Here is a 21,177-nt window from a genome sequence, read left to right as displayed (position 1 = left end):
ATCCTTTCGCAGGAGTGGAAGGAAGCAACATCGGACAGGTTCGTCTCGGGAGCGCCACGACCACGTTCGCTGTCAGAGCTGCAATACAGCGATCGCAAACTTCGCTCTCGGCGCTGAGCAAGCAACTCGGGATCAATGCGAACCGCATTCAAAATAGCGCCGTCGATGTTGAACCATGCACCGTGGAAGGCTCAGCGGATGCAGGTCACGTGTCATGCTTTCTGTCGGGCAGCGCTGAGCGACCTTGCCCATCGCAAACGGAACAGATTGCGGCAAGCCTATCACCCAGGCATCTGCGCCAGTGAAGTGAATGGTTCCGCGCACGCCATCGTTTCGATCCTCTGGCAGCATGCGTCTTGCTGCGTGTTTATCGGTCCAGAGAGCGCGCATGACTGCCACATCGGCCGCCCTCACATCGTCCGCGGAAAGCTCCGCAGTTGGGGTGTGCGTGCGGGCGGACCGAGTGTAGATGGCGATTCGTGCAGCGTCAGGCGGGTCATAAAAAAGCGCGGCTAAGGCTGTTTCATTTGTCGCGCCCAGAAGAACGGTGCGCGCTCCGATTTCTTTAGCCCGCGCTCGAATCTTTTTCTGACCTCGCGCCGCCAGTGTCAAAAGCGTGGTCCGCTGCAAGTTCCCGATCTACGGCGGCCGAGAGCCCCTCTCCAATCCCAATGGTGACGGCTTGCGGTTTGGCGATGTCGCGTCTTCTCATCAACCCAATGCTTGACGCCGGAACGCACCTGAAATAGGTGATATCGTGCTGAGCGGGCGTTGTGTAATGGTAAGACCTCAGCCTTCCAAGCTGATGATACGGGTTCGATTCCCGTCGCCCGCTCCACCCATCCTCCTTCAGCGCGAACGCAGGTTTTCTGACCAGTCGACTGCTGTACGGTACCACGCATTCGCCGCGTGCAGGAAATGCGGGCGGGTGCCGGGATGCATCCAGTGCCGCGTGAGCCTAGTCTCGCTATAGCCCGTCTGCCCGCGCGCATCGCCCATTGCCTGATACGCGGCCTTTGCGCCCAGCCAGGGCGCCATGACGGTGCCCGAGCCGGAATAGCCCATGGCGTGATGCAGCCCGCGATCCTCGCCGACATGGGGCATGTGGGTGAAGCTGTAGCCGGTATTGCCGCGCCAGGAGTGGCTGATGCGTGTGCCCTCAAGCTCGGGCCAGATCTCGCACATGGTGTCGCGCAACCGGCGCGCGGCTTTATCGGGCGAGACGTTCACCATCGAGGCGCGCCCGCCATAGAGGATGCGGCTGCCATCGGGCGAGATGCGGAAATAGCTGTGCCGCGCGCGGGTCTCGACCATCATCCGCCGGCCCGGTGCGAGATGACCGATGAGGTTCGCGGCCAATGGCTCCGTCGCGACAATGTAGCTGGGCAATGCAAAGACGCGGGATGTATGCCATGTGAATGGCCGGGCCGTGTAGCCATTGGTGGCCAGCAGGACCTTTTGCGCTTTGACACGCCCCTGCGGCGTGGTGGCGGCAAACGTGGCGCCGTTCCGCTCCAGCGCTGTGACGGGGCAATGCGCGATCACGGGGATGCCGCGGGCCAGCACCGCGCGCATCAGGCCCTGATGGAACTTGGCGGGGTGGATGCCGCAATGCTCGTCAAAGAGAATGCCGCCGAAATAGCGCTCGGTCGCGATCTCTTGCGTGAGGCTGTCGCGCGGCACGATATGCGCGCGCACGCGTGATTTCTCGGCCAGCGTCTGCGCCAGCGACTTCTGGTTCTCGAAATGCCTGGCCGTCCAGGCCAGCTGGATGCGGCCCGTCTGCTGAAGATCGCATTCGATCCCCTCGCGGGCGATCAGATCCTTGGCCCAGTCGAGCGCCTCGGACGCCTCCGCAAAAAGCGCGTCGGCCACGCCGGCGCCGAACTGTTTTTGCAAGGCGCTCCAGCCGAGGCGCGGATGCGCGCCGAACATGCCGCCATTGCGGGTGGACGCGCCCTTGCCGGGATCGAGCGCATCGACCACCGCAACGCGCGCGCCGCAATCATGCGCGACAATGGCCGCCGAGAGGCCGGTATAGCCGCCGCCGACGACCAGCAGATCGCAGCTTTCGGGCAAATCGCCTTCGGGCGCGGCCCAGTCGAGGCCGTCCCACCAGTAGGGGTGGCCGGGTGTCGCGTCTTGGGTCCACAGGGTCATAGCATGCCTCGGTCTTTTGACGAGACGTTGCGCGCAATCTTGCCCGACATCAAGCCGAAGGCGCCCGGCTCAGCTCACGTTTTTGGCCGAGACCTCGATTGCATGCGCAAAGGACTTGGCGGAGGAGCTGGCCGAGAGCAGCAGGTAAGCCTGCTCGCCGGTGCGCAGCACGATGGCGCCCATATGCTCCATCACCGTGCGCGCGAGGGCGTTCACCGCAAAGACATCGGGGTGCAGATCGATAGGGCAGATCCGTTCGAGCGCGCGGCGCGCGCCGGGGCCCGAGATTTCGAGCGCACACCAGGCGTCTGTCTGGTCGGTGGTGTAGGCCGCGCCTTTGAGCTTGGCCGCGATCTGCGGCTCGGCATCGGGTGTCGCGCGGGTGAAGACGGCGAAGGCTTGGTCCAGCCCGAGGCGCATCAGGCGCGTGTCCTTGGCCATGCCCGACATGCCGACATCGGGCAGGGCCGTGCCGAAGGCCGATTTGACAGATTTCCTGGCCGCGTCCTCGCCGCCCAGCGGCAGCGCGATCGAGACGATGGCCAGATCCTTGGGCGCGGTCAGGCGGATATCGTCGCCGAAGCTGCGGTCATACCCGGCCAGTGGCGGGGCGGCGGTGAGGGTGAAATCAGGCACGCAGACGCTCTCCTTCGGGGTCGATGAAATGGGCCGAGACGATCTCGACCTCCATCTCGGTATCGTGGACAGGACTGACCGCGCGGACGATCTCGCCCATGCGGCTGTCGCCGGACTTGATGAAGCCGAGGCCGATGGAATGGCCGAGGCTGGGCGAGAAGGCGACCGACGTCATCCAGCCCTGATCATTTTCCATGTTCGCCTCATCACCCTTGGCGATGAAATGCGAACCAGCGATGAGTTTCACATTGCGATCCACCGGCCGGAAGCCAACCATTTTCACAGCATCTTCGCGCATCATCTCGGGGCGGCGTGAAAGGGTGTTGCCGATGCAATCCTTCTTGTCGCTGACCATCCGCGCCATGCCGAGATTGTGCGCCGTGGTGCGCCCGTCGAGTTCGTTGCCCGCCGCGTGGCCCTTTTCGATGCGCATGACGCCCAAGGCTTCGAGGCCATAGGGGCAGGCACCGAACTCTTCGCCCGCCTTGACCAGCGCGGCCATCATGGAATTGCCATACCGCGCAGGCACGGCCACCTCATAGGCCAACTCGCCCGAGAAGGAGATGCGGAAGAGGCGGGCCGGCGTGCCGCCACAGACGCTGACCTCGCCGCAGGCCATGAAGGGGAAGGCCTCGTTCGAGATGTCGTGATCCTTGTCCACGATCTTTTGCAGCAAATCCCGCGCCTTGGGTCCAGCGACGGCGAATTGCGCCCAGGCGTCCGTGGTGGAAATCAGATGCACGTCGAGATCCGGCCAGAGGCATTGGCGCGCGAATTCCAGCCGGCGGAAGACCAGCACCGCGTTGGCGGTGGTCGTGGTCATCACATAATGGTTCTCGCCCATCCGCGCGGTGGTGCCATCGTCATAGCAGATGCCATCCTCGCGCAGCATGATGCCATAGCGCACGCGGCCCAAGGCCAGCTTGGCAAAGCCGTTGGCATAGACGCGGTTGAGAAACTCGGCGGCGTCCTTGCCCTGAACGTCGATCTTGCCCAGCGTGGTCACATCGCAGATGCCGACATTCTGGCGCGTGTTCAGCACCTCGCGGTCGACGCTGTCGCGCCAGCCTTTCTCGGAGCCCTTGACGAACCATTCCGCGCGCAGCCAATTGCCGACCTCAACAAAGCTCGCGCCATTGGCCTTGGCCCATTCGTGCGACGGAGTCAGGCGGTAGGGGCGGAAATCCGTGCCCCGCGCCCGGCCTGCCAACGCGCCGATCGGGATCGGCGTATAGGGCGGACGGAAGATGGTGGTGCCGGTCTCCTGGATCGACTTGCCGGTGCATTCCGCCATGATGGCCAGTGCCGAGATGTTCGACGTCTTGCCCTGATCGGTCGCCATGCCGGTCGTGGTGTAGCGCTTGAGATGCTCGACCGAGACAAAGCCTTCGCGATGCGACTGCTTGATATCCTTGACGGTCACGTCGTTCTGGAAATCTACCCAGGCGCGGGTCTTGCCCGAGGGGATATGCCATTTCGGCGCGCCTTCATGCGCCTCGTCCTCGGCCTTGGGTGGCGCCTTGCGCGAGGGGGTGAAGCCAAGGTCCTTGATTTGGGCATTCGCGGCCTTGCGGCCCTCATCCAGCGCGGCGGCGAGGGTCAGCTGGCCATTCGCAGCGCCCGCGACCACCATGCCCTGCGGCAGGTCGCGGCCCGGCACGAAGGCGTGGATGCCCTCGTTCCACGTGGGGCGGCCCCGCTGGTGGCAGGTGAGGTGCACATTGGGGTTCCAACCGCCCGAGACGGCGAGGCAATCGACGTCGATCATCTGCCCGTCGGTCAGGGTGATGCGCTTGAGTGCCTTGCGGCCTGCGGTATCGACCACGCCCGCGCCGCGAATATGACGCGCGCCGGGCACATCGCAAACAGCAGGCGCATCGCGCGTGTCGATGATCGCGCGGACCTCCACACCCTTGGCGGCCAGATCGGCAGCGGTGCGCCAGCCATCGTCGTTGTTGGTAAGAACGGCGACGCGGCGGCCCGGCGTCACGCCATAGCGGTTCACATAGGTGCGCACGGCACCGGCCAGCATGATGCCCGGACGGTCATTGTTGCCGAAGGCGATGGGCCGCTCGGTCGCGCCTGCGGCCAGAACCGCGCGTTTCGAGTAGATACGCCAGAGCACCTGGCGCGGCTTGCCGCCCGAGGAGGGCAGGTGATCGGTACACCGCTCGAGCGCGCCATAGACGCCGTGATCATAGGCGCCGTAGACCGTGGTGCGCGTCATCAGGCGCACATTCGGCATCGCGGCCAGCTCGGCCACGGCCTCAGCGGCCCAGTCGGCACCCGCCATCCCGTCCACTTCCAACGTCTCTGCATTGAGGCGGCCACCGGGGGCGAAATCCTCATCCGCGAGGATGACGCGCGCGCCACTGCGCGCACCGGCAAGGGCAGCGGCAAGGCCCGAGGGGCCAGCACCTATCACCAGCAGATCGCAATGCAGGAAGCCCTTGTCGTAGGTGTCGGGATCCTCCTCCATCGAGAGGCGTCCGAGGCCTGCGGACATGCGGATCGCAGGCTCGTAAAGCTTTTCCCAAAAAGCGGCGGGCCACATGAAGGTCTTGTAATAGAACCCCGCGCTGAGGAAGGGCGACATGAGGTCGGTCACCGCCATCAGATCGAATTCGAGCGAGCCGCGGTGGTTCTGGCTGGTCGCCTCGAGCCCGTCAAAAAGCTCGGCCACGGTCGCGCGCGTGTTCGGCTCCAGCAAAGCGCCCGTGCGGAGGTGCACGAGCGCGTTCGGCTCTTCGGAGCCGGCGGTCAGGATGCCGCGCGGGCGGTGATACTTGAACGAGCGCCCGACGAGGACCTGACCGTTTGCCAGAAGCGCGGAGGCGAGGGTGTCGCCTGCATGCCCCTGCATGGATTTGCCGTTGAAGGTGAAGCTGAGCGGCTTGGAGCGGTCGACAAGACCGCCCTTGATACGGTTCACCTGGCTCATTTGCTGCGCCCCCTTTGCCGCGCCACATCGCGGGCCAGTTCCACCTTGCTGATCTCGTGCGTGATCGTGTCGCGCGTCACCACCAGCCAGCTTCGATCGCCCTGCTCGTGATACCACAGCTCCTGCATCTGGCCGGCGAAATTGTCGCGCAGGTAGCCGTATTCGTAGAAGGCTTGGGCCGCGTCCTCGGCCTGCCAATCGGGGCGGTCGATCAGGGCGGCGTCATCCAGATAGATGAATTCGGCAGCGTCGCGCGGGCCGAGAAGGGGATGGTCGATGATCATGCGGGGCACCTCGGTGCTGATGTCGGAATTTGAGTAATTTTGCCAAGATGAAGCATAGATTGGTTCAATGCAGGTTGGGCTGGTTTCCCTGGCCCTTCTCGTCGATCATGTGGCCGCGCTTGAACCGGTCGAGGCGCATTTCCTGCGCGACCGGGTGCGCGTTGCCGGTGGCGATCAGATGCGCATAGCACCAGCCCGAGCCGGGCGTCGCCTTGAATCCGCCATAGCACCAGCCGCCGTTGAAATAGAGCCCGCCGATATCCGTCTTGTCGATGAAGGGCGAGCCGTCCATCGACATGTCCATGATGCCGCCCCAGCTGCGCAGAAGGCGCGCGCGCCCGATGATTGGCATGATCGCCATGCCACCCTCGGCCACGTCCTCGACCACCGGCAGGTTGCCGCGCTGGGCGTAGGAATTGTAGCCGTCGATATCGCCGCCGAAGACCAGACCGCCCTTGTCGGACTGACTGACATAGAAATGGCCCGCGCCGAAGGTGATGACGCCAGGGATGACGGGCTTGAGCCCTTCGGAGACGAAGGCCTGGAGTACGTGGGATTCAATGGGCAGGCGCATACCTGCCTGCGCCGCGACCCGGCCCGAGGATCCGGCGACGCACATGGCGACCTTTTTCGCTTTGATCGGGCCGCGCGAGGTCTGAACGCCGCGGCAGGTGCCGTTCTCGATGTCGAAGCCGGTGACTTCGCAATTCTGGATGATGTCGACGCCGCAGCTGTCGGCGCCCCGCGCATAGCCCCATGCAACCGCGTCATGGCGCACCGTGCCTCCGCGTCGCTGGAAAAGGCCGCCCTTGATGGGAAAGCGCGCATTGTCGAAGTCGAGGAACGGCAGTTCGGCGCGCAGCTGATCGGCTGTGGCATATTCGGCATCGGCGCCCGCGAGGAACATCGCGTTGCCACGCCGGATGAAGGCGTCGCGCTGCGCGTCGGAATGCAGAAGGTTCAGGATCGAGCGCTGGGAGACCATCGCGTTGTAGTTGAAATCCTGCTCCAGCCCTTCCCACAGCTTCAGCGACAGCTCGTAGAACGGCTCGTTGCCGGGCAGCAGGTAGTTCGAGCGGATGATGGTCGTGTTGCGGCCCACATTGCCACCGCCGATCCAGCCCTTTTCCAGCACCGCGACATTGGTGATCCCGTGCTCTTTGGCCAGATAATAGGCCGTGGCAAGGCCGTGGCCGCCCCCGCCGATGATGATCACGTCATACTCGGCCTTAGGCTCGGGATCGCGCCACGCGGGCTTCCAGCCCTTGTTGCCTGTCAGGCCTTCCTTGAGGATGCGAAGTGCGGAGTAGCGCATGGGGATGTTCCGATATGCGAGGGTGGCGCCAGAATGACGATTTTGCGGCGTTTGCACTTTCCCGAAAAGGTCGGATAGATGTCTGGAATGGACATGAGCGATGACACCCACCCTGCGCCTGTGCGAATCGGCATCCTGCCGATCGCAGATTTCGCCGTGATGTCCTATGCAGCTACGGTCGAGCCCTTGCGCGCAGCCAATCTGCTGGCCGAGCGGCCTCTCTATGAAGTGACCCATGTGGGGCAGGGGGCGCACACCGTGCACAGTTCGGGCGCTGCGGTGATCCCGGCAGAGGCGCGGATGGGCGATGCGCTGAAGCTCGACATGCTCTTTGTCATCGCGGGGGGCGATGTGGGCGGGCACAACGATCCGGCGCTTTATCGCTGGCTGGCGCGGCTGGCGCGCGAGGGGGTGCATCTGGGCGGTGTCTCGGGCGGGCCGGTAATCCTGGCGCGCGCGGGTTTGATGGCGGGGCGGCGCATGACGCTGCACTGGGAATATGCCGAGGCACTGGCCGAGGCGTCGCCCGAATTGGCGCTGGAGCGCACGCTCTATGTGATCGACCGCGACCGCATGACCTGCGCGGGCGGCACCGCGCCGCTGGACATGATGCATGCGCTGATCGCCCGGCAGCATGGCGCAGCGTTTGCGCGCCGCGTCAGCGACTGGTTCATGCATACGGAAATCCGCCCCTCGGTCGGCCCGCAGCGCGCTGGCCTGGCCGAGAGGGTGGGCAGTCATACGCCCGCCATTCTGGATGCGGTCGAAGTGATGGAGAGCCATCTGGCCGATCCGCTGGACTTGGGCCAGCTGGCGAGCATCGCGAGGGTGTCGCCACGCCAGCTGAACCGCCTTTTCACCGATCAGCTGGGCACGCCCGCGATGCGCTATTACCGCGCGCTGAGGCTAGAGCGCGCGCAGAGCCTCTTGCGCAACTCGGCCATGCCGCTGACGCAGATTGCCTTGGCGACCGGCTTTGCCAATTCATCGCATTTCAGCCGCGCCTATTCGGCGCGGTTCGGACAGGCTCCGTCGCGCTATCGCGATGCCTAGTTCAGCAGACCGGCGTGGCGCATTCCGCGCTCGACCAGCGCTTTGGTGCCCTCTGTCAGCGGCACGAGGGGCGAGCGAACCTCGGGGCTGCACTTGCCCAGAAGGGACATGGCATATTTCACGCCGACGAGGCCCGGCTCGATAAAAATGGCGTGATGCAGGGGCATCAGCCGGTCCTGGAGCTTCAGCGCTTCGGCATAATTCCCGGCCAGGCAGGCCGCCTGCAACTGCGCGCAGAGCTTGGGCGCGGCGTTGGCCGTGACCGAAATGCAGCCGATGCCGCCCTGGGCGTTGAAGCCGTGTGCCGTCGCATCCTCGCCCGACACTTGGACGAAATCCGTGCCGCAGGTGATGCGCTGGGCGCAGACGCGGGCCAGATCGCCAGTGGCATCCTTGACCCCGATGATGCGCGGCAGCTTGGCAAGTTCGCCCATCGTGACGGGCAACATATCGACCGAGGACCGGCCGGGAATGTTGTAGATGATGATCGGCAGATCGCAGCTGTCATGCGCGGCGGTGAAGTGCGCGATGAGGCCCGCCTGCGTCGGCTTGTTGTAATAGGGCGTGACCACCAGCGCGGCATCGGCGCCCACCTTGTGCGCGTGGCGCATGAAGGCGACCGTCTCGGCGGTGTTGTTGCTGCCGGCGCCCGCGACGATGGGGATGCGGCGATCCGCGACGCGCACGACCTCTTCGACGACCTTCATATGCTCAGCGTGCGTCAGGGTCGGGCTCTCGCCAGTGGTGCCGACGGGCACGAGGCCATTGCTGCCCTCTTCGATATGCCACTCGACCAATTTGGCCAGGGTGTCGAAATCCACTGCACCGTCTTTCAGGGGCGTGACCAGGGCTGGAAGCGATCCTTTGATCATCGTGGACTCCTCTCATGATACCGGGCGCATCGGCCCGAAAAGGTGGGCGCGGGCATGGAACGGCGTCGGCCCGGCCCCTATATGGGCAAGTGGACGGCGCAGCCCCGCACGCTTAGGCTGGGCCTGTCTATCCTTTGCCTTGATAGGAAATGCAAGACATGTCGCGCCCTCTTTTCGCCGCCCTGATCCTGCTGAGCAGCGCCTTGCCTGCCTTTTCCCAGCCTGCGGGACAGCCGTCTGCGATGCGCCCACCCCATGCGCTGGCCAGCGCGCTGGATGCCGGATTGGCTGGCCGGTGGGACCGTGCGGCGCAACTGGCCGCGCGCGAAGGCGCCGTGGCGCAGGAGTTGATCGAATGGGCGCGGTTGCGCGCGGGCAGGGGCACGCTTGCCGAAGTGCTGGCCTTTCTGAACACGCATCCCGGCTGGCCGGGCCTGGACCGGCTGCGCGCACAGTCCCTGGGCGTGCTCGAGGGCGCAAGCGACGTCGATGTCGTCGCCTTCTACGAGGGCACCCTGCCCGAGACCGGCGAGGGCATCCTGCGCCATGCCGCCGCGCTGACGGCGCTGGGCCGGCAGGAGCAGGCGCAGAAAAACGTGATTGCTGCATGGCGCAGTTTCGATCTCAGCACCGACGAGCATACCGCGTTCCTGAACGCCTATGGCACCATCCTCGTGCCGCATCACGCCGCGCGCATGGACATGACGCTGTGGCGCGGCCTGCGCGATGCGGCGCTGATGCTGCCCCTGGTCGATGAGGACACGCGCAAACGCGCCGAAATTCGCATGAGCGCCGATAGTGACGCGCGCGGCATCGAGGAGAAGATTAACGGCCTGCCCGAGGACATGCAGCGCGATCCCGGCATCGCCCATGTCCTTTTCGAGCGCTACATCGCCACCGATCAGCCCGAGAAGGCGATGGAGCTGATGCTGCGTCAGAGCCGGATCGAGGACGGCTTGGGCGAGGCGGCGCGCTGGGCCGGATGGCGGCGCAGCTTTGCCCGACGGATGATGCGCGACGGCGACTATGCGCGCGCCTATGACCTGGCGGCCCATCATCAGCTGGAGGAGGGCGGCAGCTATGCCGATCTCGAATGGCTGTCGGGCTATCTTGCGCTGCGCTTCATGGATGACCCGGCATTGGCGCTCGATCATTTCCAAAGGCTTCGGGCCGCTGTCATCACGCCCATCTCTCTGGGGCGCGCGCATTACTGGATCGGCCGCGCGCAGGAGGCGCTGGAGGATCCCGAGGCGGCGCGCATCGCCTATGTTCAAGGCGCGGGCGAGCAGACCAGTTTCTACGGCCTTCTGGCTGCCGAAAAGGCGGGCCTGCCCTTCGATCCCGCGCTTGCGGGCGATGAGGTCTTCCCGCCCTGGCGCGACGCGGCCTTTGCAGGCAGCGACATCTTTCGCGCGATCACGCTGCTCGCGGCGGCGAATCAGATGACTTACGCGGAATGGTTCGTGACCGCGCTGGCCGATACGCTCAGCCGCCCCGACCTCGGCAGCCTCGGCGCAGCGCTTCAGGATATGGGCCAGCCGCATCTGCAGGTTATGCTCGGCAAGACGGCAGCGTCGCGCGGCATTGTCCTGCCTGCGGTCTATTACGCGCTGCACCCGATGCAGGAAATGGACCTGCCCGTGCCGATGGAAATGGCCCTTGCCATCGCCCGCCGCGAATCCGAGTTCGACCACCGCGTCGCCAGTGGTGCGGGCGCGCTGGGCCTGATGCAGGTGCTGCCCGGCACGGCCAGCGACGTCGCGCGCGATATCGGTATCGAATATGATCGCGGCCGCGTGCTGAGCGATTGGCGCTACAACGCGCGGCTCGGCTCGGCCTACCTCGCGCAGATGTCGCAGCGCTTCGACGGCAATGTGGCGATGATCTCGGCGGCCTATAATGCCGGCCCCGCGCGCCCGCCCCGCTGGATGGAAGAGCGGGGCGATCCGCGCGATGGCACCGGCATGAATGGCCTCGATATCGTCGACTGGATCGAGTTCATCCCCTTCGACGAGACACGCAACTACGTGCAGCGGGTGGCCGAAAGCCTGCCGATCTACCGCGCCCGCCTGGGCAAGGACCCGCACCCGGTGCCGTTCAGCGAGGAGCTGACAGGCGCGACCATCCCGTCCACACTGAACTGACGCGCGGATTGCGCGATGGCGCCGCGCACGTCCTTCATCTTGCCAAAAATACTCCCGCGCGCAGGGCGTCCGCCCTATGCCACCTTGCGCTGCCGCCAGAGGGTAAAGAGACCGGCCCCCACGACGATAGCCACCCCGATGGCCACATTCGTGCGGATCGTCTCGCCAAAGACGAAGATGCCGATGATGGTGATGAACACTAGTTGGAGATAGGCGAAGGGCTGCACCGCGCTGGCCTCGGCCACCTCGTAGCATTTGATCAGCGTGAAATGCCCCAGCACGCCCGTCACGCAAAGGGTTGCCATCAGCGCCCAGTCTCCGCCCACCATCGGCTCCCAGAACCAGACGCCGACCGCCGTCATGCCAATGGAGCCGACAGTGCCCGTCCAGAAGAAACTGGTCGCCGCGGTATCGCGCCGCGCGGCATAGCGGGTCAGCAGGCCATAAAGCGCGAACATCAGGGCCGAGATGAGAGGTACGATGGCCACAGGCTCGAACACCGCGATCCCCGGCTCGAGGATGATCAGAACTCCGACAAAGCCGATGCCGATCGCGGTCCAGCGCCGCCAGCCCACACGCTCGCCCAGAACCGGCCCCGACAGCGCGGCGATCAACAGCGGGTAGGCGGCGAAGATGGCGTGACTCTCGACAAGACCCAGCAGGGTGAAGGCGGTCACCATCACGCAGATCTGCGAAATCAGCAGCACCGCGCGCAACGTCTGCAGGATCGGCTGGCGCGTGCGCACCGCAGCAGCCAGCCCGCCCCTGCGACGCGCTGATATCGCGATGACGAAGGCGGCGAAGAACCAGAACCGCACCATGATGACCATGTAGACGTTGTATTCCCCGGCCAGATAGCGCGAGAGGCCGTCCTGCACCGCAAAGACCAGCGTCGTGGCCACCATCAGCCAGACGCCGAGGCGCGCATTCTGTTCGATCATCGGGGCATCCTTGCGCGTGTCATATGTCTCTTGCGGGCGTGGCCGGGCGCGCGCTCCACCTCGAACCCGGCCTCGGCCAGCGCGCGGCGCACATGGCCCGCCGCGCTATAGGTCGCAGCCGTGCCGCCCGGCGCGGTATGCGCGGCGACGGCGGCGATCAGCGCGGGCTCCCACAGTTCGGGGTTGCGGGCGGGGGAGAAGCCGTCAAGGAACCACGCATCCGCGCGGCCCTGCCAGCGCGGCAGCGTCTCGCGCGCGTCACCGACGATGACGCGAAGGCAGACGCCATCGCCAAGATCGATCCGCGCGGCCCCGATGCGCCAACCCTCGATCAGGCGCTCCGCCCGCGCGGCCAGCGACGGAAAGACGGCCAGCGCGCGGGCCATGTCATCCGCTGCCATCGGATAGGCCTCGAAGGAGGTCAGGTGCAGGGTACCAGCGACGCCCATCGACGCCCAAAGCTCGGCGCAGGCCAGCATGTTGAGGCCGGTGCCAAAGCCCAGCTCGGCCACACCAAAGCCATCCGACAGCCGCGCGGGCAGGTCATTGCCGTCCAGAAACACGTGCCGTGTTTCGGCAAGGCCACCCGACAGGCTGAAATACGGATCGTCGAAGCGGCGCGAGACGGGCACGTCGCCCGGACGCCAGTCCAGCTCTGCGCGCTGGTCCTGCATGGCGCGGTCCTTTATGAGGTGGCGCGGAATGACGCGACCATGAAGCGGGAGCAAAGGGATGGCAATGGCCGATATAACGGTACGCGGGGCAGGGGTATTCGGCCTGGCTATAGCGTGGTCCTGCCTGCTGCGTGGCGCGTCAGTTCAGGTGATCGACCCGGGCGGGCCAGGCGCGGGAGCATCCGGTGGCCTAGTGGGCGCGCTGGCGCCGCATGTGCCCGAGAACTGGAACGACAAGAAGGCGTTTCAGCTGGACAGCCTGTTGATGGCCGACGCCTTCTGGCGCGGCGTCGCCGAAGCCTCGGGGCGCGCGGCCGGATATGCGCGCAGCGGACGACTGCAGCCCGTGGCCGAAGATGGCGTGGCGCTGGCCGAGGCGCGCGGGCAGGGGGCCGAAGCGCTCTGGCAGGGCCGGGCTGTGTGGCGCGTGGCCAAAGCGGCCGAGTTTGCCCACGCGCCAGTGACGCCCAGCGGCCTAGTCATCCACGACACGCTCAGCGCGAGGGTCCATCCGGCGCAGGGCTGCGCGGCGTTGGCGGCGGCCATCACCGCAAGGGGCGGGCGCATAGTGGCCGAGGGCGCGGATGAGGGCAGGGTTGTCTGGGCCACCGGCGCGGCTGGACTTACGGCGCTGAATGCCGCGCATCCAAGGCAGGTCGGCAGCCCGATAAAAGGGCAGGCGGCGCTGCTCGATTTTGCCATGCCGGATGCGCCCCAGCTGTTTGCGGGCGGCGTGCATGTCGTGCCGCACGAAGATGGCACCACGGCCATAGGCTCGACCACCGAGCGCGATTTCGATGGCCTTGGCACGGACGCGCAGCTGGAGGATGTGATCGCGGCAGCCCGCGAGGCTTTGCCCGCGCTTGCGGATGCGCCCGTCATCGCCCGCTGGGCCGGGCTGCGCCCCCGCAGCCGCAGCCGCGCGCCGATGCTGGGCGCGCATCCGCTTCATCCCGGCCAATTCATTGCCAATGGCGGCTTCAAGATCGGTTTCGGCATGGCCCCCAAGGTGGGCGAGGTCATGGCCGCGCTGATGCTGGAGGGCCGCGATGACATCCCGCCGGGCTTCCGCCCCGAAGCCTCCCTTTAGAAAGGCACCTCATGCGTTTTGACGATCTGACCTTGACCCCGACCGGCCTTCTCTATCGTGGGCGACGCTATCCATGCAGCATCGGACGCGGCGGTCTGAGCGCGGCCAAGCGCGAGGGCGATGGCGCCACCCCGGTGGGCGTCCATCACATCGTTCAGATGCTCTATCGCCCCGATCGCATCCCGCGCCCCGCGCGGTGGGCGCAGCCGATCCTGCCGGGCGATCTGTGGTCCGATGCCAGTGACGATGCCGCTTACAACACCCATGTCCGCGCGCCATACGTCCATAGTCACGAGGCGCTGCGGCGCGCCGATCCGCTCTATGATCTGGTGCTGGTCACCGACTGGAATTGGCCCAATGCGGTGCCGGGCGCGGGATCCTGTATTTTTATTCACCAATGGCGCAGAGCCGGTTTTCCGACCGAAGGGTGCCTGGCGTTGAGTCGCGAGAATTTAAATCGCCTTGCAGGCGAAATTTTGCCGGACACGCGGTTTATTGCACGAAAGTGACAGGTTTTTGAGCTATTTTAATGCCAAATCAACACTTTTGTTTTGCCAAATATGCAATTTGGGCATAATTGCAGAAAAAACAAAAATAATGGGACCCATATGGCAAACTTTGATTTGAAATCCCTCAGCATCCAGGAGCTGAAGTCTCTCAAGAAGAAAGTCGATCGCGAAATTGCAGGCCGTGACAAGCGGCAGCGCAAAGAGGCGCTGAATGCCATTCGCGAAAAGGCCAAGCAGATGGGGTATTCGCTGGATGAGCTGGTTTCGACTGGCAGGGCGGTCACGCCCACCGGGACAAACCCCAAACCGAAATCCCGCGCCCCAGCCCCGCCCAAGTATCGCAGCAAGGATGATCCCAGCCTGACATGGAGCGGTCGTGGCCGCCCGCCGGCCTGGATCAAGGACGCGCGCGAAAAAGGCGTGGATATCGAAACGATGCGCATCAAGGACTGACGCGCACCGCAGCAATAAAAAACGATTACGGATTTTCTGCGCTGCGGTTTCCGTTCCAGGTGCGTAGCGGGTTTCAGTTGTAATCGCGCGCGCCGAAAATCGCGCTGCCGACGCGAATATGCGTCGCGCCTTGAGCGATTGCGGTTTCGAAATCACCGCTCATTCCCATCGACAATCCAGCCAGATCATTGCGTTTTGCGATCTTGGCCAGCAGCGCGAAATGCAGGCTGGGTTCTTCATCCGCGGGCGGAATGCACATCAGCCCTTTCACCGGTAAGTCCAGCGCGCGACATTCGGCGATGAAGGCATCCGCCTTATTTGGGGCAACGCCGGCCTTCTGTTCCTCTTCGCCTGTATTGACCTGCAGGAAAACATCGGGGCAATGGCCCTCCTCATCTGCAATGCGGGCGATTGTCTTGGCCAGCTTCGGGCGGTCGACCGAATGAATCGTCTGGAACAGATCGAAAGCCTGCCGCACCTTGTTGGACTGGAGTGGTCCGATCAGATGCAGATCGATCCCCTCGTAACGCTCTCGAAATTCCGGCCATTTCCCGCCGGCTTCCTGTACGCGGTTTTCGCCGAAGACGCGGTGGCCCTCGCGCAGCACGGCCTCGACGCGCTCGTTCGGTTGCATCTTGGAGACGGCGATCAACTGCACGTCGCCGGGGCTGCGCCCGGCGGCAGCCAGCGCGGCATCGATGCGGGCGGTGATGTCTTCAAGGCTCATGGCGGTCCCCCGGTCCTGCAATTTGAAAGGTCAGTAAATCACCCCGGCGCAGCGATGCAAAGGCGGATCGCACGCGTCCGGCAGCGGCTTCGGTGCCGAGGCCGGACGACGCTGCAGTCTCACTGGACCAAACACCTTGCCCCACCGGCGCGCGTTGGTTACTAGAGGAGCAGATAACGTCGGACGGTAACATTATGCTTCTTTCGGTAAAACGCGCTGTCTGCGCCTGCGCGGCACTGGTATTTCTTGGGGCCTGTGGCGATGAGCCGCCAAAATTCGATCCCGATGCCGTGGCTGTCGAAAGCGGCAAAGAAGCCAAGGGCGCCGCGCGAGTCACATCCGGCACAAGCGTGCTCGATATTTTTCGTGGTGGCGAGTCCAGCGTAAAGGTTAACCGTTACCTTTGGACCGCCTCGCTGCAGGTTCTGGATTTTCTTCCCATTCAATCGGCTGATCCGTTTACCGGTGTGATTTCAACAGGCTACGGCGTTCCGCCCGGTGGTGGCCGCGCCTATCGCGCGACGATCCTGATCAGCGATCCGGCGCTGGACGCCCGCTCGCTGAACGTATCACTGTCGTCGCAAAGCGGTCCGGTCGATGCGGATACGCGCCGCGCGGTCGAGGATGCGATCCTGTCACGCGCCCGGCAGTTGCGGATCCAGGCCGAGAATTACTGACCAATCCGCCGTCTTTGATCATGCGATCAGCGGCAGCTGCATGACCTCATCCACCCAGGCAAGCTGCCGGGGCAGGCAGACCGTCTTGAGATCATATTTCTCGACCATCAGCGAACGGGCCGCTTCGCCAATACGGGCGCGCGCCTCGGCGTCGTCGAGCAGGCTGCAGACTTCCCGCACCAGCGCCTTGCGATCAAAGAAGTCCACCAGCCGCCCGGTCTGATCATGGGTGATCACTTCGCGCACGGGGGCAGTGTCCCCAGCGACAATGGCCGCGCCGCAGGACATCGCCTCCATCAGCGACCAGCTCAGCACGAAGGGATAGGTCAAATAGACATGCACGCGGCTGATCTGCAGCACCCGCGTGAAATCCTCATGCGGGATGCGCCCCAGAAAATGCACGCGGCGCCAGTCATCGGCGCTGATCTGGTCCTGCACTTCGTCGCGAAAGATCTGCTTCCACGTTTTGCCCTGCGGGGGCGCGGTGCCATAGCTGACCTCATCGCCGCCGATGATTATAATGCGCGCATTGGGCCGCGCGCGGAGTATTTCGGGCAGTGCGCGCATGAAAATGTGATAGCCGCGATAGGGTTCGAGATTGCGATTGATGAAGGTCACGATCTCGGTCTGGCGCGAAAATTCGGGTTGCCCCTTGAGACGCAGCGTTACGTCGGGGTTGGGCGCGGACCAGTCGGTGTCGATGCCGTCATGGCATACGGTGATGCGGTCGCGGAACTCGGGCGGAAACGTATCGGCCTGAAACGTCGTCGGGCTGATTCCGGCTTCGGCCCGAGGGAAATGCAGGTGGTTGCTGAGGTTTTTCAGACGGATGCGCGGTGGGTGAACTTCTGGCTCACGTGATTTGAACTCGGGATCGAAGTCCATGTGCGGGTAGCCCGGGTGATGATAAAATTCGCAATAGAGCGCCAGGCGCGCGCCCGGCCACAGATCGCGCAGAAACATCGATTCGCCCCAACCGGGATGCGCAAGGATCAGATCGGGCGCATAGCCCTCATCGGCCAGCACCCGCGCCGCCCGCCAGCACGCCTCGCCGCGCGTTACCTTGGTATCCAGATCGAGCAGCCAAGGATGGGTCTGCTGGCCCGTGCGCTTGGGCAGAGTATAGGGCAGGACGCGCACACCCTTCCAAGTCATAGGCTTGGTCACCTTCAGGGTCAGCGCAGTGCACTCGTGTCCCTGCGCGGCAAGGGCTGGGGCCAGATGCTTGTACTGGCCCGGGAAATTCTGGTGGATAAAGAGTATTTTCATATGGGTTGCCTGCAGATTTGAGCGTTCTTATAGATGCGGCCCGGCGCTCTGCCTAGCCGTGGCTTGCGCGCAGGATTGGCCCAGCGCCCAGTCATTTTCCTCGTCGAGGGGCGGGCAGGTCAGGCGCGCCGCGATGTGAAATACGTAGTGCAACGCGACCGGAAGCAGTGTCAGCGTTGTTACCCGCGCATCAAGGGCGGCGTCCATGGCAAGCAGAGCTTCGTTCGACGCAAGAAACAGAATCGCAATGAGTGCCTTCAGCTTTGCCAGATGCAGGCGGAATGCGAGGAGCGCGGGATCCTGGCCGCACACGGGCATGATTGCGTCCATCGTCTTTCCGCCACTCAAGAGACCAAGCGCCAGGATCGCTGCGTACAGTGCGCAACAGATTGTGACGACCCGCTGACTCATCCAAGGATCGCACCACCCGATCTGAAATGCGAATGAACCAAGAAAGGCCGAGAGCACCAGAATCAGAGTGTTGACTGAGGGGCCAAAGGCACGGCGCTGAAGCCATGCCGTAAGAGGAAGCACAGCCCAGACATGGGCCGCCTGCGCCAGCACGCACGCCCAGACGAAGGAGACTTCGTCGCTTGCGCCGACCAAGCGCAGGGCAGTCCATGCCGTGATGAAAACCGCAGGCAGCAAGAGGCGTCCCGCCGAGACGGGCGGCAGATGTCTCAGCAAAAGCCATATGGACAAGGAAAAACGCTCGGACGGGTTCATGCGGCGGAAGCTCTCACGGGCGTATGGCGATATTGCGGCAGCGACGTGTTGCCTTGCCAGCAAAGGCCGGCAACCACTGGACCCCGGCGCGCACTCGGCCTATCACGCGTCCTGACAGCATCCATAGATGAAGGCCCGCCCATGTCCCGCTATTCCGCCGCCGAGATCGAAGCCAACTGGCAAAAAGCCTGGGACGAGGCCGGGATTTTCCGCGCCCGGCAGGGCCGCGACAAGCCCAAGTATTACGTGCTCGAGATGTTTCCCTATCCCTCGGGGCGCATTCACATGGGCCATGTGCGCAACTACACGCTGGGCGACGTGATCGCGCGGCACAAACTGGCGACGGGTCACAACGTGCTGCATCCGATGGGCTGGGACGCTTTCGGGCTTGCCGCCGAAAACGCGGCGATGGAACGAGGCATCCACCCCAAGGAGTGGACCCATAAAAACATCGCCGACATGCGCGCCCAGATGAAGCCGCTGGGCCTTTCCATCGACTGGTCCCGCGAATTCGCCACCTGCAATCCTGAATATTACGGCCAGCAGCAGGCACTTTTCCTCGATATGCTTGAGGCCGGACTGGTTTATCGCAAAAAAGCGGTGGTCAACTGGGATCCGGTCGACATGACCGTTCTGGCCAATGAGCAGGTCGAGAACGGGCGCGGCTGGCGCAGCGGCGCCGAGGTCGAGCGGCGCGAGTTGACGCAGTGGTTCTTTGCCATCTCGGACATGGCCGAGGAGCTTCTGGACGCGCTCGATACGCTCGACGATTGGCCCGCCAAGGTGCGGCTGATGCAGGAGAACTGGATCGGCAAATCGCGCGGTCTGCAATTCGCCTTCGGTCTGGGTGACGGCCCAGAGGGATTTGACCGCATCGATGTCTACACCACGCGCCCCGACACGCTGATGGGCGCCAGTTTCATCGCCATTTCGCCCGATCACCCTCTGGCCAAGAAGCTGGAGCAGGGGGATGCCGCGCTGGCCAGCTTCTCGGCCGAATGCCGCAAGGGCGGCACCACCGAGGAGGCGTTGGAGAAGGCCGAGAAACGTGGCTATGACACCGGCCTGACCGTGCGCCATCCCTTTGATACGTCGTGGGAGTTGCCCGTCTATGTCGCCAATTTCGTGCTGATGGATTACGGCACCGGCGCCGTCTTTGGCTGCCCCGCGCATGACCAGCGCGATTTCGATTTTGCGGTGAAATACGAGTTGCCGATCATCGCCACCTTCCTGCCCTCCGAGGAGGCGGATGAGGAATTGACGCAAGCCTATGTGCCGCCCAAGACCGAAACCGTCTATTACAATCGCGGCTTTGCCGGGGAGGCACACCAGACCGCGAATGCCGCCATCGACGCCGCCATCGAATTTTGCGAGCAGAATGGCGTCGGCCACGGCGTGACCAGGTTCCGCTTGCGCGACTGGGGGTTGTCGCGCCAGCGTTATTGGGGCTGCCCCATTCCGGTCGTGCATTGCCCTTCCTGCGGCGTCGTGCCCGAGAAGAAGGAAAACCTGCCCATCCGTCTGCCGGATGATGTCAGCTTTGACGTGCCGGGCAACCCGCTGGACCGTCACCCGACATGGCGCGATACCACCTGCCCAAAATGCGGCAACGCGGCCCGGCGCGAGACGGATACGATGGATACCTTCGTCGACAGCTCGTGGTATTACGCACGCTTCACCGCGCCGCATGCGGACACGCCCACCGATCTGGCGGCGGCGGAATACTGGATGAACGTGGACCAGTATATCGGCGGGATCGAGCATGCGATCCTGCACCTTCTCTACAGCCGCTTTTTTGCCCGCGCGATGCAGATCACCGGTCATCTGCCCAAGAAAGCGATCGAGCCGTTCAATGCGCTGTTCACCCAAGGGATGGTGACTCATGAGATCTACCAGACCAAGGACGAGCGGGGCCGCCCCGTATATCACTTGCCCGAAGATGTGACGGACGGCAAACTGGCAGACGGCACGCCGGTCGAGGTCGTCCCATCGGCCAAGATGTCGAAATCCAAGAAGAACGTGGTCGACCCCATAGGCATCATCGACGCCTATGGCGCCGATACCGCGCGCTGGTTTGTCCTGTCGGACAGCCCGCCCGAGCGGGATGTCGAATGGACCGCCGCCGGCGCCGAGGCCGCGCACAAACATCTGGCCCGCGTCTGGCGCATCGCATCCGAGATCGCGGTCAGCGAGGCCGCCGATGCGCCCGAGGCCGATGAGGCGCTCTTGCGCGAGATGCACAAGGCGATCCATGATGTCAGCACCGGGGTCGAATCCTTTGGCTTCAACGCGGCTATCGCGCGGCTTTATGCCTTTACCGCCGCGCTGGCCAAGAGCGAGGCCGGCGCCGGGGCCAAGCGCCAGGCGGCCCGCACGTTGGCGCAACTGATGTCGCCGATGACGCCGCATCTGGCCGAAGAGCTGTGGAGCATGCTGGGCGGCGAAGGGCTGATCACCATGGCGCCTTGGCCGGTGGCCGATGAGGCCATGCTGATCGACGACACCATCACGCTGCCCGTGCAGATCAACGGCAAGCGGCGCACGGAAATCGAGGTGCCTCAGGACATGCCCAAGGACGAGGTTGAAAAGATCGCGCTGGCGACCGATGCTGTGCAACGCGCGTTGGAGGGCGGCCAGCCGAAAAAGGTGATCGTCGTGCCGGGCCGGATCGTCAACGTCGTCGTCTGAGCCGCGCATACCAGGAGA

At 64.3% G+C, this 21,177-nt stretch carries 19 protein-coding genes, 1 tRNA gene and 1 pseudogene; 9 read left to right on the top strand and 12 right to left on the bottom strand.

Translation table 11 applies throughout. The features are described 5' to 3' along the window. Positions 1-29 precede the first annotated feature (29 nt). Positions 30-149: pseudogene (locus tag ACEWPM_RS13740) on the top strand (IS481 family transposase); the annotation flags it as partial. Here ACEWPM_RS13740 and ACEWPM_RS13735 read toward each other — a convergent pair. Further along, positions 133-630: a Rossmann-fold NAD(P)-binding domain-containing protein gene (locus tag ACEWPM_RS13735; RefSeq protein ID WP_393962699.1), complete on the bottom strand. Its 498-nt coding sequence runs from the start codon at positions 628-630 to the stop codon at positions 133-135. The pseudogene ACEWPM_RS13740 and the gene ACEWPM_RS13735 overlap by 17 nt on opposite strands. 134 nt (positions 631-764) lie before the next feature. Here ACEWPM_RS13735 and ACEWPM_RS13730 point away from each other — a divergent pair. After that, a tRNA-Gly gene (locus ACEWPM_RS13730) sits at positions 765-838 on the top strand. Between the two features lie 11 nt (positions 839-849). Here the strand turns inward: ACEWPM_RS13730 and ACEWPM_RS13725 are convergent. The 5 genes from ACEWPM_RS13725 to ACEWPM_RS13705 all read right to left on the bottom strand — a co-directional run bounded on the left by ACEWPM_RS13725 (position 850) and on the right by ACEWPM_RS13705 (position 7,336). Then, a complete protein-coding gene (locus ACEWPM_RS13725) occupies positions 850-2,160 on the bottom strand; it encodes an NAD(P)/FAD-dependent oxidoreductase (protein WP_393962700.1) in 1,311 nt (436 codons plus the stop codon). 69 nt (positions 2,161-2,229) lie between these two features. Beyond that, the gene (locus ACEWPM_RS13720; RefSeq protein WP_393962701.1) at positions 2,230-2,796 is read right to left on the bottom strand and encodes a sarcosine oxidase subunit gamma; all 567 of its coding nucleotides are present in this window, start codon (positions 2,794-2,796) and stop codon (positions 2,230-2,232) included. Beyond that, positions 2,789-5,737 carry a sarcosine oxidase subunit alpha family protein gene (locus ACEWPM_RS13715; RefSeq protein ID WP_393962702.1) on the bottom strand — a complete coding sequence of 983 codons (2,949 nt, stop codon included), beginning with the start codon at positions 5,735-5,737 and terminating at the stop codon, positions 2,789-2,791. The genes ACEWPM_RS13720 and ACEWPM_RS13715 overlap by 8 nt, the downstream gene beginning before the upstream one ends. Continuing rightward, a complete protein-coding gene (locus tag ACEWPM_RS13710) occupies positions 5,734-6,021 on the bottom strand; it encodes a sarcosine oxidase subunit delta (protein ID WP_393962703.1) in 288 nt (95 codons plus the stop codon). Before ACEWPM_RS13710 ends, ACEWPM_RS13715 begins: the two co-directional genes overlap by 4 nt. A gap of 64 nt (positions 6,022-6,085) precedes the next feature. Then, on the bottom strand, positions 6,086-7,336 hold the full coding sequence (locus ACEWPM_RS13705) for a sarcosine oxidase subunit beta family protein (RefSeq protein ID WP_393962704.1): 1,251 nt from the start codon (positions 7,334-7,336) through the stop codon (positions 6,086-6,088). Positions 7,337-7,429: 93 nt separating this feature from the next. On the opposite strand from ACEWPM_RS13705, the gene ACEWPM_RS13700 reads away from it, so the two are divergent. Next, positions 7,430-8,389 carry a GlxA family transcriptional regulator gene (locus ACEWPM_RS13700; RefSeq protein WP_393962705.1) on the top strand — a complete coding sequence of 320 codons (960 nt, stop codon included), beginning with the start codon at positions 7,430-7,432 and terminating at the stop codon, positions 8,387-8,389. Here ACEWPM_RS13700 and dapA read toward each other — a convergent pair. Then, the gene (dapA, locus tag ACEWPM_RS13695) at positions 8,386-9,261 is read right to left on the bottom strand and encodes a 4-hydroxy-tetrahydrodipicolinate synthase (protein WP_393962706.1); all 876 of its coding nucleotides are present in this window, start codon (positions 9,259-9,261) and stop codon (positions 8,386-8,388) included. The genes ACEWPM_RS13700 and dapA overlap by 4 nt on opposite strands. A 158-nt stretch (positions 9,262-9,419) precedes the next feature. On the opposite strand from dapA, the gene ACEWPM_RS13690 reads away from it, so the two are divergent. After that, positions 9,420-11,405 carry a lytic transglycosylase domain-containing protein gene (locus ACEWPM_RS13690; RefSeq protein WP_393962707.1) on the top strand — a complete coding sequence of 662 codons (1,986 nt, stop codon included), beginning with the start codon at positions 9,420-9,422 and terminating at the stop codon, positions 11,403-11,405. Between the two features lie 74 nt (positions 11,406-11,479). Here ACEWPM_RS13690 and ACEWPM_RS13685 read toward each other — a convergent pair whose 3' ends face one another. Then, entirely contained in the window at positions 11,480-12,346 is an 867-nt protein-coding gene (locus ACEWPM_RS13685; RefSeq protein ID WP_393962708.1) for a DMT family transporter, read from the bottom strand. Next, positions 12,343-13,020 (bottom strand): tRNA (5-methylaminomethyl-2-thiouridine)(34)-methyltransferase MnmC2, encoded by a 678-nt coding sequence (gene mnmC2, locus ACEWPM_RS13680; protein WP_393962709.1) that lies wholly within the window; start codon positions 13,018-13,020, stop codon positions 12,343-12,345. The genes ACEWPM_RS13685 and mnmC2 overlap by 4 nt, the downstream gene beginning before the upstream one ends. A gap of 64 nt (positions 13,021-13,084) precedes the next feature. Between mnmC2 and ACEWPM_RS13675 the strand changes: the two genes are divergently transcribed. The 3 genes from ACEWPM_RS13675 (at position 13,085) to ACEWPM_RS13665 (ending at position 15,072) form a co-directional block, all read left to right on the top strand. Further along, positions 13,085-14,110: an NAD(P)/FAD-dependent oxidoreductase gene (locus tag ACEWPM_RS13675; RefSeq protein WP_393962710.1), complete on the top strand. Its 1,026-nt coding sequence runs from the start codon at positions 13,085-13,087 to the stop codon at positions 14,108-14,110. Positions 14,111-14,121: 11 nt separating this feature from the next. After that, complete coding sequence (locus tag ACEWPM_RS13670; RefSeq protein ID WP_393962711.1) at positions 14,122-14,619, top strand: L,D-transpeptidase family protein; 498 nt, start codon at positions 14,122-14,124, stop codon at positions 14,617-14,619. Between the two features lie 99 nt (positions 14,620-14,718). Further along, on the top strand, positions 14,719-15,072 hold the full coding sequence (locus ACEWPM_RS13665) for an H-NS histone family protein (protein WP_393962712.1): 354 nt from the start codon (positions 14,719-14,721) through the stop codon (positions 15,070-15,072). A 73-nt stretch (positions 15,073-15,145) separates the two neighbouring features. Here ACEWPM_RS13665 and ACEWPM_RS13660 read toward each other — a convergent pair whose 3' ends face one another. Next, positions 15,146-15,799, bottom strand: a complete 654-nt coding sequence (locus tag ACEWPM_RS13660; protein WP_393962713.1) for a YggS family pyridoxal phosphate-dependent enzyme — start codon at positions 15,797-15,799, stop codon at positions 15,146-15,148. 194 nt (positions 15,800-15,993) lie between these two features. Here ACEWPM_RS13660 and ACEWPM_RS13655 point away from each other — a divergent pair, with 194 nt between their 5' ends. Further along, the gene (locus tag ACEWPM_RS13655) at positions 15,994-16,476 is read left to right on the top strand and encodes a DUF3576 domain-containing protein (protein WP_393962714.1); all 483 of its coding nucleotides are present in this window, start codon (positions 15,994-15,996) and stop codon (positions 16,474-16,476) included. An 18-nt stretch (positions 16,477-16,494) separates the two neighbouring features. On the opposite strand, the gene ACEWPM_RS13650 is transcribed toward ACEWPM_RS13655, so the two are convergent. Together ACEWPM_RS13650 and ACEWPM_RS13645 are read right to left on the bottom strand one after the other, a co-directional pair. After that, a complete protein-coding gene (locus ACEWPM_RS13650; protein WP_393962715.1) occupies positions 16,495-17,745 on the bottom strand; it encodes a glycosyltransferase in 1,251 nt (416 codons plus the stop codon). 27 nt (positions 17,746-17,772) lie between these two features. Then, positions 17,773-18,447, bottom strand: coding sequence for a hypothetical protein (locus tag ACEWPM_RS13645; RefSeq protein WP_393962716.1), 675 nt, complete (start codon positions 18,445-18,447; stop codon positions 17,773-17,775). 165 nt (positions 18,448-18,612) lie between these two features. Between ACEWPM_RS13645 and leuS the strand changes: the two genes are divergently transcribed. Beyond that, complete coding sequence (leuS, locus tag ACEWPM_RS13640; RefSeq protein ID WP_393962717.1) at positions 18,613-21,159, top strand: leucine--tRNA ligase; 2,547 nt, start codon at positions 18,613-18,615, stop codon at positions 21,157-21,159. Positions 21,160-21,177: the final 18 nt, after the last annotated feature.

The organism is Roseovarius maritimus (assembly GCF_043355895.2).
Classification (GTDB): domain Bacteria; phylum Pseudomonadota; class Alphaproteobacteria; order Rhodobacterales; family Rhodobacteraceae; genus Roseovarius; species Roseovarius maritimus.
This window is presented reverse-complemented; position numbering and strand designations above follow the sequence as displayed.

Bases quoted from the DNA above. Each gene is read 5' to 3' on its own strand.
- ACEWPM_RS13725 (WP_393962700.1), bottom strand. From the start codon at position 2,160: ATGACCCTGTGGACCCAAGACGCGACACCCGGCCACCCCTACTGGTGG.
- ACEWPM_RS13715 (WP_393962702.1), bottom strand. From the start codon at position 5,737: ATGAGCCAGGTGAACCGTATCAAGGGCGGTCTTGTCGACCGCTCCAAG.
- ACEWPM_RS13710 (WP_393962703.1), bottom strand. From the start codon at position 6,021: ATGATCATCGACCATCCCCTTCTCGGCCCGCGCGACGCTGCCGAATTC.
- ACEWPM_RS13705 (WP_393962704.1), bottom strand. From the start codon at position 7,336: ATGCGCTACTCCGCACTTCGCATCCTCAAGGAAGGCCTGACAGGCAAC.
- ACEWPM_RS13700 (WP_393962705.1), top strand. From the start codon at position 7,430: ATGAGCGATGACACCCACCCTGCGCCTGTGCGAATCGGCATCCTGCCG.
- dapA (WP_393962706.1), bottom strand. From the start codon at position 9,261: ATGATCAAAGGATCGCTTCCAGCCCTGGTCACGCCCCTGAAAGACGGT.
- ACEWPM_RS13690 (WP_393962707.1), top strand. From the start codon at position 9,420: ATGTCGCGCCCTCTTTTCGCCGCCCTGATCCTGCTGAGCAGCGCCTTG.
- ACEWPM_RS13685 (WP_393962708.1), bottom strand. From the start codon at position 12,346: ATGATCGAACAGAATGCGCGCCTCGGCGTCTGGCTGATGGTGGCCACG.
- mnmC2 (WP_393962709.1), bottom strand. From the start codon at position 13,020: ATGCAGGACCAGCGCGCAGAGCTGGACTGGCGTCCGGGCGACGTGCCC.
- ACEWPM_RS13675 (WP_393962710.1), top strand. From the start codon at position 13,085: ATGGCCGATATAACGGTACGCGGGGCAGGGGTATTCGGCCTGGCTATA.
- ACEWPM_RS13670 (WP_393962711.1), top strand. From the start codon at position 14,122: ATGCGTTTTGACGATCTGACCTTGACCCCGACCGGCCTTCTCTATCGT.
- ACEWPM_RS13665 (WP_393962712.1), top strand. From the start codon at position 14,719: ATGGCAAACTTTGATTTGAAATCCCTCAGCATCCAGGAGCTGAAGTCT.
- ACEWPM_RS13660 (WP_393962713.1), bottom strand. From the start codon at position 15,799: ATGAGCCTTGAAGACATCACCGCCCGCATCGATGCCGCGCTGGCTGCC.
- ACEWPM_RS13655 (WP_393962714.1), top strand. From the start codon at position 15,994: ATGCTTCTTTCGGTAAAACGCGCTGTCTGCGCCTGCGCGGCACTGGTA.
- ACEWPM_RS13650 (WP_393962715.1), bottom strand. From the start codon at position 17,745: ATGAAAATACTCTTTATCCACCAGAATTTCCCGGGCCAGTACAAGCAT.
- leuS (WP_393962717.1), top strand. From the start codon at position 18,613: ATGTCCCGCTATTCCGCCGCCGAGATCGAAGCCAACTGGCAAAAAGCC.